Origin of the sequence: Paracoccus sp. PARArs4 (genome assembly GCF_947311865.1) — a bacterium.
In the GTDB taxonomy this organism is placed as follows: domain Bacteria; phylum Pseudomonadota; class Alphaproteobacteria; order Rhodobacterales; family Rhodobacteraceae; genus Paracoccus; species Paracoccus zeaxanthinifaciens.
In genome coordinates this window covers 36757-53580 of the sequence record NZ_CAMZMW010000002.1, presented here as the reverse complement: position 1 = coordinate 53580, position 16824 = coordinate 36757, and the positions used below count along the sequence as shown (strand labels likewise).

19 protein-coding genes are annotated in these 16824 nt (G+C 68.7%); 3 read left to right on the top strand and 16 right to left on the bottom strand.

Going from position 1 to position 16824, the window contains the following annotated elements:
• On the bottom strand, positions 1–429 hold the full coding sequence (gene rsfS, locus QMZ16_RS01720; RefSeq protein WP_022705998.1) for a ribosome silencing factor: 429 nt from the start codon (positions 427–429) through the stop codon (positions 1–3).
• A 71-nt stretch (positions 430–500) separates the two neighbouring features.
• On the bottom strand, positions 501–1844 hold the full coding sequence (locus tag QMZ16_RS01715; RefSeq protein ID WP_282601878.1) for a mechanosensitive ion channel domain-containing protein: 1344 nt from the start codon (positions 1842–1844) through the stop codon (positions 501–503).
• 295 nt (positions 1845–2139) lie between these two features.
• Here QMZ16_RS01715 and leuC point away from each other — a divergent pair, with 295 nt between their 5' ends.
• Positions 2140–3573, top strand: coding sequence for a 3-isopropylmalate dehydratase large subunit (gene leuC / locus QMZ16_RS01710; RefSeq protein WP_282601877.1), 1434 nt, complete (start codon positions 2140–2142; stop codon positions 3571–3573).
• 44 nt (positions 3574–3617) lie between these two features.
• Here leuC and QMZ16_RS01705 read toward each other — a convergent pair whose 3' ends face one another.
• Positions 3618–4202: a hypothetical protein gene (locus QMZ16_RS01705; RefSeq protein WP_282601876.1), complete on the bottom strand. Its 585-nt coding sequence runs from the start codon at positions 4200–4202 to the stop codon at positions 3618–3620.
• 84 nt (positions 4203–4286) lie between these two features.
• On the opposite strand from QMZ16_RS01705, the gene leuD reads away from it, so the two are divergent.
• Together leuD and QMZ16_RS01695 are read left to right on the top strand one after the other, a co-directional pair.
• Complete coding sequence (gene leuD / locus QMZ16_RS01700) at positions 4287–4892, top strand: 3-isopropylmalate dehydratase small subunit (RefSeq protein ID WP_022706002.1); 606 nt, start codon at positions 4287–4289, stop codon at positions 4890–4892.
• The gene (locus QMZ16_RS01695; protein WP_282601875.1) at positions 4883–5896 is read left to right on the top strand and encodes an endonuclease/exonuclease/phosphatase family protein; all 1014 of its coding nucleotides are present in this window, start codon (positions 4883–4885) and stop codon (positions 5894–5896) included. The genes leuD and QMZ16_RS01695 overlap by 10 nt, the downstream gene beginning before the upstream one ends.
• Here the strand turns inward: QMZ16_RS01695 and QMZ16_RS01690 are convergent.
• From QMZ16_RS01690 to QMZ16_RS01630, 13 genes are all read right to left on the bottom strand, one after another.
• Positions 5882–7126: an adenosylmethionine--8-amino-7-oxononanoate transaminase gene (locus QMZ16_RS01690; protein WP_282601874.1), complete on the bottom strand. Its 1245-nt coding sequence runs from the start codon at positions 7124–7126 to the stop codon at positions 5882–5884. The two genes, QMZ16_RS01695 and QMZ16_RS01690, sit on opposite strands and share 15 nt — an antisense overlap.
• Positions 7123–7779 (bottom strand): dethiobiotin synthase, encoded by a 657-nt coding sequence (gene bioD / locus QMZ16_RS01685; RefSeq protein WP_282601873.1) that lies wholly within the window; start codon positions 7777–7779, stop codon positions 7123–7125. Before bioD ends, QMZ16_RS01690 begins: the two co-directional genes overlap by 4 nt.
• Positions 7764–8897, bottom strand: coding sequence for an 8-amino-7-oxononanoate synthase (locus tag QMZ16_RS01680; protein ID WP_282601872.1), 1134 nt, complete (start codon positions 8895–8897; stop codon positions 7764–7766). Before QMZ16_RS01680 ends, bioD begins: the two co-directional genes overlap by 16 nt.
• 5 nt (positions 8898–8902) lie before the next feature.
• Positions 8903–9955 carry a biotin synthase BioB gene (gene bioB / locus QMZ16_RS01675; protein ID WP_022706007.1) on the bottom strand — a complete coding sequence of 351 codons (1053 nt, stop codon included), beginning with the start codon at positions 9953–9955 and terminating at the stop codon, positions 8903–8905.
• Between the two features lie 69 nt (positions 9956–10024).
• On the bottom strand, positions 10025–10396 hold the full coding sequence (locus QMZ16_RS01670) for a hypothetical protein (protein ID WP_282601871.1): 372 nt from the start codon (positions 10394–10396) through the stop codon (positions 10025–10027).
• Complete coding sequence (locus tag QMZ16_RS01665) at positions 10390–11442, bottom strand: flagellar type III secretion system protein FlhB (RefSeq protein ID WP_282601870.1); 1053 nt, start codon at positions 11440–11442, stop codon at positions 10390–10392. Before QMZ16_RS01665 ends, QMZ16_RS01670 begins: the two co-directional genes overlap by 7 nt.
• Entirely contained in the window at positions 11439–12173 is a 735-nt protein-coding gene (locus tag QMZ16_RS01660) for a flagellar biosynthetic protein FliR (RefSeq protein ID WP_282601869.1), read from the bottom strand. Before QMZ16_RS01660 ends, QMZ16_RS01665 begins: the two co-directional genes overlap by 4 nt.
• The gene (locus tag QMZ16_RS01655) at positions 12173–14242 is read right to left on the bottom strand and encodes a flagellar biosynthesis protein FlhA (RefSeq protein ID WP_282601868.1); all 2070 of its coding nucleotides are present in this window, start codon (positions 14240–14242) and stop codon (positions 12173–12175) included. The genes QMZ16_RS01660 and QMZ16_RS01655 overlap by 1 nt, the downstream gene beginning before the upstream one ends.
• On the bottom strand, positions 14239–14496 hold the full coding sequence (locus QMZ16_RS01650) for a hypothetical protein (protein ID WP_282601867.1): 258 nt from the start codon (positions 14494–14496) through the stop codon (positions 14239–14241). The genes QMZ16_RS01655 and QMZ16_RS01650 overlap by 4 nt, the downstream gene beginning before the upstream one ends.
• Entirely contained in the window at positions 14496–15362 is an 867-nt protein-coding gene (gene motA, locus QMZ16_RS01645) for a flagellar motor stator protein MotA (protein WP_282601866.1), read from the bottom strand. The genes QMZ16_RS01650 and motA overlap by 1 nt, the downstream gene beginning before the upstream one ends.
• Before the next feature lie 10 nt (positions 15363–15372).
• On the bottom strand, positions 15373–15912 hold the full coding sequence (locus QMZ16_RS01640) for a hypothetical protein (protein ID WP_282601865.1): 540 nt from the start codon (positions 15910–15912) through the stop codon (positions 15373–15375).
• Positions 15909–16250, bottom strand: coding sequence for a hypothetical protein (locus QMZ16_RS01635; RefSeq protein ID WP_282601864.1), 342 nt, complete (start codon positions 16248–16250; stop codon positions 15909–15911). Before QMZ16_RS01635 ends, QMZ16_RS01640 begins: the two co-directional genes overlap by 4 nt.
• Entirely contained in the window at positions 16247–16726 is a 480-nt protein-coding gene (locus tag QMZ16_RS01630; protein ID WP_282601863.1) for a flagellar basal body-associated FliL family protein, read from the bottom strand. The genes QMZ16_RS01635 and QMZ16_RS01630 overlap by 4 nt, the downstream gene beginning before the upstream one ends.
• Positions 16727–16824: the final 98 nt, after the last annotated feature.

The window sequence follows — 16824 nt, the reverse complement described above, 5'->3', positions numbered from 1 at the left end:
TCAGGCCTGGGGCCGGGCGCCGTCGCGAACGCGGCTCAGCGCGTCTGCGGGCATCCACATCTTTTCCAGCTGGTAGAACTCGCGCACTTCGGGGCGGAACACGTGGACGATCACGTCGTCCGTGTCGATCAGCACCCAGTCACCGGCATCCTTGCCCTCGATCCGGGGCGTGGTTCCGGTGGCGTGCTTCACGCGTTCGGCCAGCTTCTCCGCGATCGCGCCCACCTGACGCGAGCTGCGGCCCGAAGCGATCACCATGTGATCGGCCATGGCCGAGCGGCCGCGCAGATCGATGCTGACGACCTCTTCGGCCTTGTCGTCATCGAGCGAGGTCAGGACGAGCGAAAGAACCTGGTCGCTGCTCAGCGCTTCCTTCGCGTTATCGGTAGCCGGCCCTTGGGCCGACGGGACGTCTTGGGACAGGGTCATATCCTCCGGTCAGCGCGCCGATCGCCCCCGGCGCAAGGGATGGTTCCAATGTAGCATCTTTTCGCCCCATCTCAATCGCCAGCGGGCGTTTCTTGGGCCTTCGGGCCGGGATTCGCCGTGTTTGGGCCAAGAATCCGGACCTCACGTTGGGGAAAGGGTATCTGGATGCCGTTCGCCTTGAACGTATCCCACAGCGCCAGGAAGACCTTGCCGCGCACATTCGCAAGCCCGCCCTGCGCATCCGCGATCCAGAAGCGCAGGACATAGTCGATGCTGCTGTCGCCGAAACCGTTGATCCAGCAGACCGGCCTGCGATCCGCCATGACCCGCGAAACCGAGGCCGCGGCCTCGATCGCCAGTTCGCTGACCCGGTGCGGATCGTCGTCATACGAGGTGCCGAAGGTCAGCTCGATCCGCACGAAATCGTCGCTGTGGGACCAGTTGACCACCTGCCCCGTCACCAGGTCCTCGTTCGGGATCAGGTATTCCTTGCCGTCGCGGGTGACGACGCTGACATAGCGCGCGCCCAGCTCCTCGATCCAGCCGAAGGTGTCGCCGATGCTGATGACGTCGCCGGGCTTGATCGACTTGTCCAGCAGGATGATGACGCCCGACACCAGGTTCGACACCACCTTCTGCAGCCCGAAGCCCAGGCCGACCCCGACCGCGCCCGAAAAGACCGCAAGCCCCGTCAGGTCGAACCCGACCGCCTTGAGGCCCATCACGATCGCAAGGCTGAACAGCACCACCTGGATCAGCTTGGCCGTCAGCACCCGCATCGTGGGCGAGATGTCGGAGCTGCGCGCCAGCCGCCCCGCCAGCAGCCGCGACGCCATCCGCGCGCCCGCGATCATCAGCCCCGTGATGATCAGCCCCTTCAGCACCGTCAGCGCGGACAGCCGGAAATCCCCGAACGAGACGGCCAGCCGGTCCAGCGCCCCCGTCGTTTCGTCCAGAAGGCCCAGCAGCAGCAGCGTGATCCAGATCCACGCGCCCCATGTCACCAGCCTGCGCAGGAAGGCGTTGCGGATGATCCGCGCAACGAAGAAGATCGCGACCCAGCCCGTGGCGATGGCCGCCGCCAGCGCGATCAGCTGGCTGCGCGAAGGCCAGGTGATCTCTCGCATGATGGCGACGACGATCCAGGCGGCGATGGCGAACAGGATCAGCGTCAGCCGCCGGTCCAGCAGCAGCCCCACCCGCAGGCGCCAGCGGGGCCAGCCCTCGCGGCTGCGCAGCCAGCCGGTCCAGCGCGGCGACAGGGCGCGCGCCGCCAGCCAGGACAGCGCCAGAAGCCCCGCGATCGCCGCCAGCTGATACAGCCGCATCGGCAGCAGCATCGAATCGACGAAGCCCATGATGCGCAGCGCCGCCCCGTGCAGCGCCATGGCCAGCGCCGAGACGTCCGGATCCATGCCCTCCAAGGAAATCCCTCCCTTCCCTTTGGAACAATGTTGCGGGGGAACCTCGCGTTCCGCACCGATCATTTTCCTTTTCCCACGCTAAAGGCTTGCCATTGCCCGAGTCTCGGACTTATTTTCGCCGCATGTTTCGGTATTTCGACATCCACGACCGCGCCCGACTTCCGTCGCGGTTCTATGGCGAGACGCTAGGCGTCACCGCCCGGGGCTGATCCGGCCACCGGGGCCTGCCCGCATGGGCGCCCGCCAGACCAGCCAAGCCAGAACGACACAGCCGAAAGTATCAGCCATGACGACGAACGATTCCGTGGGCCCGCGCACGCTCTATGACAAGATCTGGGACGCCCATGTGGTGGACCGCCAGCAGGACGGCACCTGCCTGCTGTATATCGACCGCCACCTGGTCCACGAGGTGACCAGCCCGCAGGCCTTCGAGGGTCTGCGCATGACCGGCCGCAAGGTCCGCGCGCCCGAACGCACCATCGCGGTGCCCGACCACAACGTGCCGACCACGCTGGACCGCGAGAACGGCATCGACAACGCCGAAAGCCGCATCCAGGTCGATGCGCTGGACCGCAACGCCCGCGATTTCGGGGTGAATTACTATCCGGTGAACGACATCCGCCAGGGGATCGTGCATATCGTCGGCCCCGAACAGGGCTGGACCCTGCCCGGCATGACCGTCGTCTGCGGCGACAGCCACACCGCGACGCATGGCGCCTTCGGCGCGCTGGCCCACGGGATCGGCACCTCCGAGGTGGAACATGTGCTGGCCACGCAGACGCTGATCCAGTCGAAATCGAAGAACATGAAGGTCGAGATCACCGGCCGCCTCGCCCCCGGCGTGACCGCCAAGGACATCGTGCTGCGCATCATCGCGGAAACCGGCACGGCGGGCGGCACCGGCCATGTCATCGAATATTGCGGCGAGGCGATCCGCAACCTGTCGATGGAAGGTCGTATGACCATCTGCAACATGGCGATCGAGGGTGGCGCCCGCGCGGGCCTGATCGCCCCGGACGAGACCACCTTCGCCTATGTGAAGGGCCGCGCCCACGCCCCCAAGGGCGCCCAGTGGGATGCTGCGCTGGCCTGGTGGCGCACGCTGCATTCCGATGACGGCGCGCATTTCGACAAGGTCGTCACCATCCGCGCCGAGGATATCGCCCCCACCGTCACCTGGGGCACCAGCCCCGAGGACGCGCTGCCCATCACCGCCACCGTCCCCGCCCCCGAGGATTTCGCGGGCGGCAAGATCGACGCGGCGCGCCGTTCGCTGGAATACATGGACCTCAAGGCCGGCATGGCCCTGACCGACATCGCCATCGACGCGGTGTTCATCGGGTCCTGCACCAATGGCCGAATCGAGGATCTGCGCGCCGCCGCCGACGTGCTGCGTGGGCGCAAGCTGGCCCAGGGCGTGCGCGGCATGGTCGTACCCGGATCGGGCCTGGTCCGCGCCCAGGCCGAGGAAGAGGGCCTGGACACCGTCTTCAAGGATGCGGGCTTCGAATGGCGGCTTGCGGGCTGTTCCATGTGCCTCGGCATGAACCCCGACCAGCTGGCACCGGGCGAACGCTGCGCGGCCACCAGCAACCGCAACTTCGAGGGGCGCCAGGGCTACAAGGGCCGCACCCACCTGATGAGCCCGGCAATGGCCGCCGCCGCCGGCGTGGCAGGTCGGCTGGTCGACGTGCGCGAATTCTCGCACGAACCGGCCTGACGGCGATGCCCGCCCGCACCCATGCAGCGCAGCGCGCGTTCCGGTCAGGCCCCGCCTGCCGGAACGTCCCTGCGTCTCAGCAGGGCGGCCGCGTTCAGGGCGATCAGGACAAGGCCCGCATTCTCGAACAGGAAGTTGTTCGGCACGCCGAATGCGCGCATCCCGATCAGGTGGTCCATGTGGTGGAAGCTGGCCGCGCGCATCATCACGAAGCCCGTGACGATCACCAGCCCGGTCAGCGCCAGCCCGTTCCGGCGCAGGCGTCCCCGCAGGCTGAGCGTCATGGCGATCAGCCCGGCCAGCATCACGCCCCCAAGCGCGGCGATGAAGCCCAGCTGCACCAGCCGCCTTTCGCCGTACCAGCCCTGCGCCCGCGCAAGGCAACGCCCGGCGGCGGTCAGCGCGCTTTGCAGGTCCAGCTGCTTGTTGACGGCCAGCGCCGCCAGCAGCAGCGCGACCATCGCCCAGAAGACGCGGCCCCGCCTGCCCTTCAGGCGCAGCCAGACGGCGGCGGACATCAGCGCCGCCACGACATAGGCCGCGACCGTCACCCAGCCCGTGATCTGCGGATCGCCGATCGCGGGGCTCCAGCGTTCGGCCACGCAGGCCGTCAGTTCGTTCAACGTCATCCGCGCCTTCCGTCGCTTGCCCCCCGGGATGTCTATCCCCGCGCAATGCCGACCGAAAGCCGCAGCACCAACATGTGAGGTCCCATGGACAAGTTCACCACCCTGACCGGCATCGCCGCACCCATGCCGCTGGTCAATATCGACACGGACATGATCATCCCCAAGCAGTTCCTGAAGACCATCAAGCGGTCGGGCCTGGGCATCAACCTGTTCGACGAGATGCGCTATGACCGCGACGGAAACGAGCTGCCCGACTTCGTGCTGAACCAGCCCGCCTATCGCGACAGCCAGATCCTGGTCGCGGGCGACAATTTCGGCTGCGGGTCGTCGCGCGAGCACGCGCCCTGGGCGCTGCTGGATTTCGGCATCCGCTGCGTGATCTCGACCAGCTTCGCGGACATCTTCTTCAATAACTGCTTCAAGAACGGCATCCTGCCCGTCGTCCTGCCGCAGGACGCCGTCGATGCCCTGATGGAGGACGCGAAGAAGGGCGCCAACGCGCGCATGACGGTCGACCTGGAATCCCAGACCGTCACCACCTCGGACGGCGAGGTCTTCGGCTTCGACATCGACCCGTTCCGCAAGCATTGCCTGATGAACGGCCTGGACGATATCGGGCTGACCATGGAAAAGGCCCCCGCCATCGACGATTTCGAGGGCCGCATGGCACAGGCGCGCCCTTGGATCTGAGGGCGATCGCCCTTGCCGCGCTGATGGCCGCGCCCGTCGCGGCCGATCCGGTGCGGCTTGCGACATGGAACCCCGGCCTGACGCGACAGGGGCCGGGGCTTCTGCTGCGCGACATCGCCGCCCGGCAGGAACAGGTCGTGGCCGCCGCGCGCGTGATCGCGCATCTGCAACCCGACGCGATCCTGCTGACCGGCTTCGACTGGGACCTGGAAGGGCGCGCCCTGATCGCCTTCGGCGACCTTCTGGCCGAGATGGGCCACCCCATGCCGCACCGCTTTGCCGCCCGCCCCAACACGGGCGCCGCGACCGATCGCGACATGGACGGCAACGGCCGCCTGGGCGAGGCCCGCGACGCGCAGGGCTATGGCGATTTCACCGGACAGGCGGGGATGGCGATCCTGGCGCGCTGGCCCATCGGTCCGGTCGCGGACTATACCGGCCTTCTGTGGCAGGGGATGGACGGCAACCGCATGCCGGACGGGCCGAACGGCGACATCCAGCGGCTGTCCACGACCGCGCATTGGGATGCGGTCGTCAAGACGCCCGACGGACCGCTGCACCTGCTGGCGATGTCCGCGACCCCGCCCGCCTTCGAGGATCGCAACATCCCCCGCAACCATGACGAGCTGGCCTTCTGGCTGGACCGGCTGCCCGATGCGCCCTTCGCGGTGATCGGCAACCTGAACGTGGACCTGTCGGATGGCGATGGCGACCCCTCGGCCCTGCTGCGCATGCTGGAGGTCACGCAGGACCCGCAGCCGCGCGGGGCCTTCCAGCCGCCGCAGGACGGGCCCAACGCGGATCATTCGGGCGATGCGGCAATGGACACGGCCGAATACGACCGCGAACCGGGGAACCTGCGGCTGGACTATATCCTGCCCGCCAAGGATCTCGAGGTCGTGGATGCGGGCGTCTTCTGGCCCGCGCCGGACGATCCGCTGGCCGATGCGGCGGGACTGGCATCCCACCGCAAGCCCGTCTGGATCGACCTAGAGGTCGAATGACGCGATGACGTCCCAGGCCAGGTCCAGGTCGGCCTCGGTCACGCAATAGGGCGGCATCACGTAGCAGGTATTGCCCAGGGGGCGCAGCAGGACGCCGCGATCCATCGCATGGGCGCGCAGGCGCGGCCCCGCCTCGGACAGGTATCCGCCCTCGGGGACCTTCATGTCGATGGCCGCCACGGTGCCCCATCTGCGCGGATTCTCGAAGCGCGGATCGGCGGCCAGCTTTGCCAGCCGCTCGGCCTGCCAGTCGCCCAGACGGTCCAGCACCTCCTGCATCGGGCTTTCCTGCCACAGCCGCACCTGCGCCAGCGCCGCCGCGCAGGCGATCGGGTTCGCGGTGTAGCTGCTCGAGTGGTAGAAGGTCCGCCGCCGGTCGGTCGAGCGGTGCGCGTCGAAGATGCGGCGGCTGGCCAGCGTCGCCGCCAGCGGGATGACGCCCCCCGTCAGCCCCTTCGAGGTGCACATGATGTCGGGCGCGATGCCCGCATTGTCGCAGGCCCACAGCCGTCCGGTGCGGCCCCAGCCGGTCATCACCTCGTCCACGATCATCAGCACGTCGTGGCGGTCGCAGATCTCGCGCATGCCGCGCAGCACGTCCGCGCCATACATGCGCATGCCGCCCGCGCCCAGGATCAGCGGCTCGACGATCAGCGCGGCCATCCGGCCCGATGCGGCCATCTCCTCGAAGGCGCGCAGGGTCTCGGCACCGTCGCCCGAGGGGAAGGGCAGCCGGTCCACCGCGAACATCAGCGGATCGTAGGCGGCGTTGAAGACCCCGCGTTCGCCCACGCTCATCGTGCCGATCGTGTCGCCGTGATAGCTGTCCTCGATCACCGCGATGCGGTGGCGGCCGTCGCCCTCGTGCCGCCAGTATCCAAGCGCCATCTTCAGCGCGACCTCGACCGCGGTCGATCCGCTGTCGCTGTAGAAGACGTGGCTCAGGCCTTCGGGGGCCATGCCGACCAGCGCCTCGGCCAGTTCCTCGGCGGGGGCGTGGGTCAGACCGGCGAAGATCACCTGGTCCAGGTTGCCCGCCGTCTCGCGGATCGCCTGCGCGATGCGGGGGTGGTTGTGGCCGTGGGTGACGACCCACCAGCTGCTGACCGCGTCCAGCAGCCTGCCGCGATCGGTTTCGATGAAGGCGCCCTCGGTGCTGATCGCGCGGGGCGGTTCGGGTTCGGTTCCGTGCTGGAAGAAGGGATGCCAAACGGCGCCGTCGATGCTCATGCAAAATCCTCGGGCGAAAAATTCGCGGCCATCGCGGCGGACAGCGTGTCGCGGTCCAGCCGGTCCAAGATCGGCAGGCGGCCAAGGACCTTCACCTGCCCCACCTGCCCGATGGTCGCCATGTTGTCGTCGTTCGGATGGCCCACGAAGGCCACGCCGTGGATGGGAACGCCGCGGGCGCGCAGGCTCTCGATGGCGGTCAGGCTGTAGCTGATCGTCCCGAGGCCGGTGCCCGCGACCAGGACGACCGGCAGGTTCCAGCGCGCGAAGAGATCCGCGAACATCACCTGCCGGGTGACGGGCACCATCGCGCCGCCCGCCCCCTCGATCACCAGCGGGTCGATATCGGGGGGCGTCAGCGCGTCCAGGTCGATGCTCACGCCGTCCAGTTCGGCGGCGCGATGGGGCGACAGGGGCTGGCGCAGCAGGAAGGCTTCGGGATGGGTGGTCGCGCCCGACAGGCGCTCGACCTCGGCGCGGTCGCTGCCGATCTGGGCCGCGCCGCCCGCGACGGGGGCCGCGTTCGGCACGTTGCCCGCCAGCCCCGATTGCACCGGCTTCCAGTAATCCGCGCCGATCAGGCCGCACAGACCGGCGGCAAAGACGGATTTGCCGACATCGGTTCCGGTCGCGGTGATCACGAATCGGGCCATAGTTCCTCCAGCAGTTCGGCCAGGCGGATCACCTGGGCGCGGCTTGCATTCAGCGTCAGCGACAGGCGCAGCCGCGACGTGCCCTCGGGGACGGTCGGCGGGCGGATGCCGCGCAGATCGAAGCCGCGCGACTGGACGGCGGCGGCCAGTTCCATCGTGGGCGCGTTCTGGCCCACGATCAGCGGCACGATCTGGCTGCCGCTGACGCGCAGATGCGGCAGGCGGCGGGCGATTTCCGCGCCGAAGCAGTCGATATGCCCCTGCAGCACGGCCTGGCGCCAGGGCTCGTCGCGCAGGATCGCCAGCGATTCGAGACCGACCTCGGCCATCAGCGGCGAGGGCGCGGTGGCGAAGATGAACGGACGGCAGCGGTTCACCAGGAAATCGATCAACACCCGCGAGGCGCAGATCAGCGCGCCCGATCCGCCAAGCGCCTTGCCCAGGGTGTGCAGCGTGACGACGTTGTCGCGACCCTCGAGGTGATGGGCCAGACCGCGCCCCTGCGGGCCGAAGACGCCGGTCGCATGGGCCTCGTCCACCATCAGGAAGCCGTGTTCGTCGGCCAGCGCCATCAGCTCGTCCAGCGGCGCGCGATCGCCATCCATGCTGTAGAGGCTCTCGACCGCGATCCAGACCGCGCCGGTATTGCCCTGCGCGCGCCAGTCCGCGATCACGTCGGCCGCATGGCCCACATCGCCGTGACGGAAGGTCGCGACCTGGGCCCTGCCGGCGCGGGCGCCCTCGTGGGTGCTGGCATGGGACAGCTCGTCCATCAGCAGCAGGTCGCCCCGCTGCGGCAGCGTGGTCAGGACGGCGAAATTCGCGACATAGCCGCCACCGAAGCCCAGTGCCGCCTCGGCCCCGAAGAAGCGGGCGGCGACATCCTCGAACCGGGCCTGCGCCTCGGTCTGGCCGCGCAGCAGGCGCGATCCGGCCGCGCCCACGGGGACGCCCGCATCCAGCGCCCGGCGGGCCGCGGCGACCAGGCGCGGCGACTGCGCCAGCCCGATATAGTCGTTGGACGAGAAGTCGATCCCCTGGCGGTGAGACAGCACGCGCCTGCGCGACAATCGCGCAAGCCCGTCCAGATCCCGCCGATAGACGGCAAGACGATCCATCGCGATCAGCGCAGGATCGGGATCGCCGGATCGGCCGCCAGCAGCTCGGCGCGGCGGGCGTCATCCTCGGGGTGGTGCTCATGCGCCTGCATCGGCTGGATCCCCAGCCTGCGGAACAGGCGCATGTCGTCCTCCTCCTCGGGGTTTTCCTTGGTCAGCAGCGTGTCGCCCACGAAGATCGAGTTCGCGCCCGCCATGAAGCACATGGCCTGCATCTCGTCCGACATCTCGGTCCGGCCTGCCGACAGGCGGACATGGCTGCGCGGCATCATGATGCGCGCGGTCGCGATGGTGCGGACGAAATCGATGGGATCGACCGGATCGGCATCGGCCAAGGGCGTGCCCGGCACCGGGATCAGCTGGTTGATCGGCACACTTTCGGGGGGCGAGGGCAGGTTCGCCAGCGTGACCAGCATGTCCACGCGGTCCTGGTCGCCTTCGCCCAGGCCCAGGATCCCGCCCGAGCAGACCTTGATCCCGGCCTCGCGGACGCGGTCCAGCGTGTCCAGGCGGTCGGCGAAGGTGCGGGTCGTGATGACCTTGTCGTAATGCGCCTCGGAGGTGTCGATGTTGTGGTTGTAGTAATCCAGCCCCGCATCGGCCAGCTGGCGCGCCTGGTCGGCATCCAGCATGCCAAGCGTCATGCAGGTCTCCATCCCCAGGCCGCGGACGCCCTCGATCATGGCGACGATCTGCGGCATGTCGCGTTCCTTGGGGCTGCGCCATGCGGCGCCCATGCAGTACCGCGTGGCCCCCGCATCGCGGGCGCGCTTGGCCTCGCCGATGACGCGCTGGACCTCGATCAGCTTCGAGGCCGACAGCCCCGACGAATGCCGCGCCGACTGGCTGCAATAGCCGCAATCCTCGGGGCAACCGCCCGTCTTGATCGACAGAAGGCGGCTCATCTGCACGCGGTTCGGGTCGAAATGCTGCCGATGCACGGTCTGGGCCTGGAACAGCAGGTCCATCAGCGGCTGGTCATAGACGCGGCGCGCTTCCTCTGCGGTCCAGATGTGCCGTGCGTCCGGCTGATTGGGGTTCGGTTTGCTGTCCAACATGGCTGACCTCCGCATGTCCGACCCCGTGACTAGCACCAGTTCCGCGGGATTGTCCAATGCCACGGGCCGTCAGTCGCCCGGCTTGCGCAGGCGCGCCGCCTCGTCGCGGGCGAGGCGGGCCAGCACCTCGGCGCGGCCGAATTCGCGGGCGGCCTGCTGGCGCACGGCCTCGAAGCGGGGCAGGATGCGGCGCAGCTCCTGATCGGCATGGGCCACCTCGCGCGCGGCGCGTCCGGCCTGCGCATTCGCCGTCCGCGCTTCCGGGACGTTCAGCGGGGCGGTGCTGTCATAGCTTTGGCGAAGCGATTCCCGTGCCGCGCCGATCCGGTCCTGCGCGGCATGCACATGCGCGGCAAAGGCGGCATAGGCCGTGAGCTGCCGCTCTGCCCGGATCCTTGCGATGCGTTCCAGCTGGTCCAGCTGATCGAGGCGCGTCACCATCCGCGTCGCGCCTTCTCGCGCATCTTCTCGGCAAAGCGGATCGCGGCGGCGACGGCGGCGAAATGCTCGCGCCGGATCTCCTCTCCGACCTTGACGGTGGCGTGGATCGCGCGCGCGCAGGGCGGATCGGACCACAGCGGCACGCCATGCTCGCCCGCCTTCTCGCGGATGCGGGCGGCGACCTCGTCCACGCCCTTGGCCAGGCAGACCGGCGCGCGCCCCGATCCGCGCGACCATTGCAGCGCGACGGCGTAATGCGTGGGGTTCACGATGATCACGTCGGCCTTCTCGACATCCGCGATCATCTGCCCCGTCGCCAGATCGACCGCCCGCTGGCGACGCGCGGCCTTGAGGTGGGGATCGCCCTCGGAATCCTTGAACTCGTCCTCCATCTCCTTGCGGGACATGCGGTTGCGCTTGCGATGCTCGAACCATTTCAGCAGCATGTCGGGCACCGTGAACAGGACCGAGACGACCAGCCCGAGCGCCAGCACCTGCCACAGGATCATGCCCAGCCCGACGACCCACTGCCCCCCCGTCATGGCACTGCCAGCGATGCGGTCCAGAAGCGCCGCGAACAGGAACCACCCGCCGGTGCAGACGACCGCCGCCTTCCCGACCGAGATCGCGAAGGTCATCAGGCCGCTGCCACCGAATTTCTGCTTGGCGTTCCGGATCGGGTCGATGCGCTTGATGTCGGGGGCGATCTTCTCGGGGGCGAAGACCAGCCCGCGCGAGGCGACCAGCCCCAGCAGGATCGCCAGCGCGATCAGCCCCGCCAGCGCCACGGTCGCGATGCCCGCATGGGCCGCCAGCGCGCCCGCCACACCCGCATCGCGCCAATCCTCGGCCCCGAGCGCGCGCGTCGCCATCGCGATCCAGCCCCGCACGGCGAACCCCGCCCCCAGGGTGAAGGCCAGCACCGCGCCCAGATACATCAGCGTGACGTTCAGCTCGGTCGAGCGGGGGATGTCCCCCTTCTCGCGCGCCTGGCGAAGCCGCTGCTCGGTCGGGTCGAACTGCTTGTCGTCCTTGTCCTCGCTCATCCGCGCACCGGCAGCATGAAGCCCAGGACCGCATCGGCCCACAGGGCGACCAGCATCGGCGCAAGCACGGCCAGCGCGACCAGCGCCAGCATGATCGAGGCCGGCGCCCCGATGAAGACGACCGGCAACGAGGGCATGACCCGGCTGACCACGCCCGACAGCGCCTGGTACAGGAAGCCGCCAAGCGTGAACGGCGCGGCCAGCATCAGCGCCAGCCGGAAGCAGTCGGACACGATGCCGATGACCGCCATGGCCAGCCCCTCGACCCGCGGGAACGATGCGGGCGGCCACAGCGCAAGGCTGTCAGCCAGCAGCTGGACCAGCATCACCGGCAGCCCCAGGGCCATCAGGATCGCGATGCCGCCCAGGTGCAGCATGTTGCCGATGGGATGGGGCGCGGCCTCGTTCTGAACGCCCATGATCTGGGACAGCGACGCGGTGGCCGCGATCGCGGTCGTGGCGATGTCGATGGCAAGCGCCAGCAGCCGCAGCATCATGCCGGTCGCAAGGCCCAGCACGGTCTCGGCCCCGACCTGCCCGACAAGGGCCAGGGGCGTTCCGGGCATCGCGCGCGCCCCGACCTGCGCGGCCAACAGCGGGGTCAGCGCCAGCGCCAGCGCGACCTTGACCCGCGCGGGCACCACGCGTTCGCCGACACCCGGAATGACCAGCAGCGCAGCCTGCACGCGCGCATAGACCAGGATCAGCGACCAGTCGAAGCCCTCGGGCATCACGCGGCCTCGACCGTGCCGAGGATGCGCGTCTCGACCGCCGGATCGACCTCTTCCAGACCAAGGACCGGGATCGCCATGCCGTTGCCCGCAAGGACCGCGCGGATCATCCGGCGGCGATGATCGGGGGCCAGCACCACGGTCCGGGCCACGGGCTCGGCCAGCGACAGCGCCTTGCGCGTCGCATCGACCAGCTTTCGGGACAGCGCGGGCGTCATCGCGCCCCCGCCCGCGCGGCCCGTCTCGGAATCGGCGCGGACGAACTCGGCCTCCCACGCGGGGTGCAGCTGCAGGACGGCGATCCGCCCGGCATCGTCGCTGTAATGCTGGGTGATCTGCCCGCGCAGCCGCTTGCGCACCAGTTCATAGACGGTATCGACCTGCTCGATCCCGCGGAATTCGCAGATAGCATCGACGATCAGCGGCAGGTTGCGGATCGAGATGCGTTCCTCGAGCAGCGCGCGCAGGATTGCCAGCAGAGTCTCGGGGGTGACCTTGTCCGGGATCATGCCGTCGAAATACTTGCGATAGCGTTCGGCGCGGGTCGTGTCCGACAGGGTCTTCAGCTCCTCGATCTGGCGCTGCATCGCGCCAAGGGTCAGCAGCGCCGGCAGATGGGCCTTCACCACCTCCATCAGGTGGGTCGACAGCACCTCCATCGGGGTGACGACCGTCGCGCCCATCACCGACGCCTCGTCCTGGTCCGAGGGCTGGATCCAGCGGGCGGGGCTGGCATAGACCGGCTCGCGGACGCTGGCGCCGCGCAGTTCGGACAGGATCGAATCCGGCCCGAGCGCGAGGATCTCGTGGGGGCGCAGAGTGCCGCGGCCACGCACGACGCCCTGGATGCGGATCTGGTAATCGCCGGGCGACAGATCGTCGGTATCCGTGATCCGCACGTCCGGCAGGATCAGGCCGAAGCTGCGCGCGATGTGGATGCGCAGGTTCTGGATGCGGCTGCCAAGCCCGCGCGCCTGGTCCAGCGCGACGACGATCAGGTCCGACCCGATCTCGACGCTGATCTCGTCGGTGTCCAGGACATCGCCGATGCTGGCGGCGGGACGCGGGGCCGTGTCCTCGGGCGCGGTCGCATCCTGCTGCGGTTCGGGGCGGTTCGCGATGCGCCAGGCCATGAACAGCATCGCCATCGCGATCCCCAGGAACAGCATCCGCGGCATGCCCGGCACGAAAGAGATCACGACCATCGCAGCCGCCACCATCGCGGCGGGCTGCCAGCTGCGCGTGAATTCCGACGACAGAAGCTCGGCCGTGGTGTCGGTCGCCCCGCCCCGCGACAGCAGCAGCGCCGCCGCCATCGAGGTGATGAGCGCGGGGATCTGGCTGACCAGCCCGTCCCCGATCGTCAGGTGGGAATAGGTCGAGGCGGCCTCGGACACGGGCATGCCGTGCACGCTGACCCCGACCGCCAGCCCCACGATCAGGTTGATCATCGTGATGACGATGCCCGCCACGGCATCGCCCTTGACGAATTTCGATGCCCCGTCGAGCGAGCCGAAGAAGCTGATCTCGCGCTGTTCCTGGATGCGGCGGCGCTTGGCCTCCTGGTGGTCGATGGCGCCCGCGTTCAGGTCGCCGTCGATGGCCAGCTGCTTGCCCGGCAGCGAGTCCAGCGCGAAGCGGGCCGCGACCTCGGCCATGCGTCCGGATCCCTTGGTGATGACCATGAAGTTCACGACCGAGATCACTGCAAAGACCGTGACCCCCACTAGGATGGAGCCGCCCGCGACGAAATCGGCAAAGCCGTTGATGACCTGCCCCGCCGCCTGCTTGCCGTTCTGCCCCTCGGTCAGGATCAGCCGGGTCGAGCTGACATTCAGCGACAGGCGGATGACAAGGCTGACCAGCAGCAGCACCGGGAATGCCTGGAAATCCGTCGGCTTCTGGACCAGCGAGGCCATGACCAGCACCAGCGTCGCGGTCGCGATCGAGATGGCGATCCCGAAATCCAGCACCGACGCCGGAAGCGGGATCACCAGCGATATGACGGCAAGGACCAGCCCGCCCGTCACCAGCAGCGGCGCATCAAGCAGCTTGCTCTTCACGGTCATCTCTCCTCGGACAGGATGGGGTCGCGCAGCAGATCGTCCAGCGACCAGCTGCTTCCGGTCAGCAGCCCGATGCGCCGCAAGTAGGCGATGGCCCGGATGCGATCCGCGCTCTCCATCCGCATCAGCTGGACGCGATAGTCGCGCGGCAAGCGCTGGCCCGACAGAAGCCATCCCGACGCCTGCTGGCGATAGGCCTCCAGCGTATCGGCATGGGCCGAACCCGCCAGCATCAGCGCAAGCAGAACGCCCCGCATCACGCCGCCTTCTTCAGTTCGCGCAGCGCCCCTTCCAGCTGGTCGAAGCTGGGGCGCACATGTTCGGGCACCGCTTGGCGCCCCACCTCGACGCACAGCGTCGTCGCATGCTGGTGCAGACCCGCGATCAGCACGGATTTCACCACGTCGTAGAAGCCCATGTCCTGCTTGACGACGCCCGTCAGGCGGTTCGCAAGCGGCGCGACGAAGCCATAGGACAGGAACACCCCCAGGAAGGTCCCGACAAGCGCGCCGCCGATCATCTTGCCCAGCACGGTCGGCGGCTGGTCGATAGAGCTCATGGTCTTGATGACGCCCAGCACGGCGGCGACGATGCCCAGCGCCGGCAGGGCGTCCGCCATGTTCTGCAGCGCGTGGGGCACGTGCATCTGCTCCTCGCGCAGGGTCGCGATGCGGCGCGACAGCATGTCCTCGACCTGGTAGGGATCGTCATAGTTCAGGCTGGCCGAACGCAGCGTGTCGGTGATCAGCGAGACGACCTCGTGATCGGCCAGAAGCCGCGGATAGTCGGCGAAGATCGCCGATTCCGCGGGCGTCTCGATATGCGCCTCCAGCGCGACGGGGTTCTCTCGTGCGATGCGCAGCAGGCGGAACAGCAGGCACAGCACGTCGTGATGGTCCTGCTGCGTCCATTTCGGCCCCTTGAAGGCACGCATCAGCCCGCCGATCGTCGCCTTCAGCGTATGCCCGTCATTCGACAGGATGTAGGCGCCGATCGCGGCGCCCATGATCATCATCATCTCGAAGGGCAGGGCGTGCAGGATGACGCCCATCTTGCCCCCCGCCAGAAGATAGCCGCCGAACACCATGGCCAGCGTGAAGAAGATACCGACAAAGCCGAACATGGGCGGTTCCTTATGGGTTGCGGACGCTGCGCGCGCCCATCTGGGCGGTCAGCAGCGCGGCCTGGCGGGGTTCGACGGCGGCGATGATGCGGGCGCCGGTCTCGGGGCGGACGCGCACCAGGATCTCGGCGGCGAAATCGGCGGGAAGGTTGGTCAGGATCGCGGCGGCCTCGGCGGGCTTCATCTGGTCATAGACCGCGATCAGCTGGTCGATATCCCCGCGAACGGCCTCGGTGTCGCCATCGCGGCGGGCGCTTGCGGCACCCTTCAGGGCGCGCAGTTCGGCCAGCCGCTCGCGCAGGGTCGTCTCGGCCTGCATCAGGTCGGCCTTCCGGCTGTCGATCGAGGCCATGTAGCGCTCGATCCGCAGCGCGCGGTCGCGCAGTTCCTCGGCCAGGGCGACCGCCTCGGGGACGTCGCCGCACCCTTCGAGCAGCTCGGGCGGTTCGGCCACGGCGCTGAGAAGGTCCGGAACGCGGGCCTGCGCCACCAGCGCAAGGGTCGGCAGCGCGATCACCACGCCCAGGATCGGCAGGATGCGGCGGGTCATTCCACGGCCTCGACGCGCTTGCGAAGCCGTCTGCCCGCAGGTGCGGGGGCGGTGGCGGCCAGCCCGATGCGCTGGCGCAGATCCCAGATCGCCCGTTCGCGCCGCGCGGTCTCGATCTCGTCGGCCAGGGATTCGCTGGCGGCCGTCGCCTCGTCGCGGGCGGCACGGATGGCGCGTTCGAGGCGGTCCACCTCGGCGGCCATGACGGCGATGGCGCCGCCCAGGCCGCTTTCAAGGTCGTTCAGCTTGCGCAGCCTGCGCATGAGCGAGAAGCAGAACGCCCCCAGCCCGAGGCCGCCGATCAGCAGCACCAGCTGCAACAGGTGATCCATGCTCATTTGAAACGAAACTCCGTGATCAGAAGGTCCTTGATCGCGTCATCCCCCAGGACGAGGCGCGACCGCGACAGCAGCTCGGTCCGGATCACCTCGAGCACGCCGCGCTTGTCGTAGGCCTGCGCATCCACCCCGGACAGGAAGGTCGTGAAGGCATCCGAGATGCGCGGCATCAGGTGTTCGACATCGGTGCGATGCGCGATGTCGGTCTCGACCGTGGCCGACAGGACCAGGCTGCGACTGCGCCCGCCGGGGATGATGATCTCGATCGTGGGGATGTCGACGAACTCGACCCCGACATGGGCCATAGCCTCGGGGGCGGGCTTGTCCGCCGCCAGCAGCCGGGCCGGCGACCAGACCCCGAGGAAGGTCGACGCGAAGCCGAGCCCCGCAAGGACAAGCGCGGCGGCCAGCGGGACCAGAAGCCCCTTCTTCGATTTCGGTGCCGGTTCCGTCGGCGCGGCGAGTGCGGTCGTCATCGTGATTCTCCGTCCTGACGGGACCGGAATAGCAACTCGCGACTAACCGATTCTTAACGACGCCCATGTCACCAAGACCTTCATGACGACGACGCGCT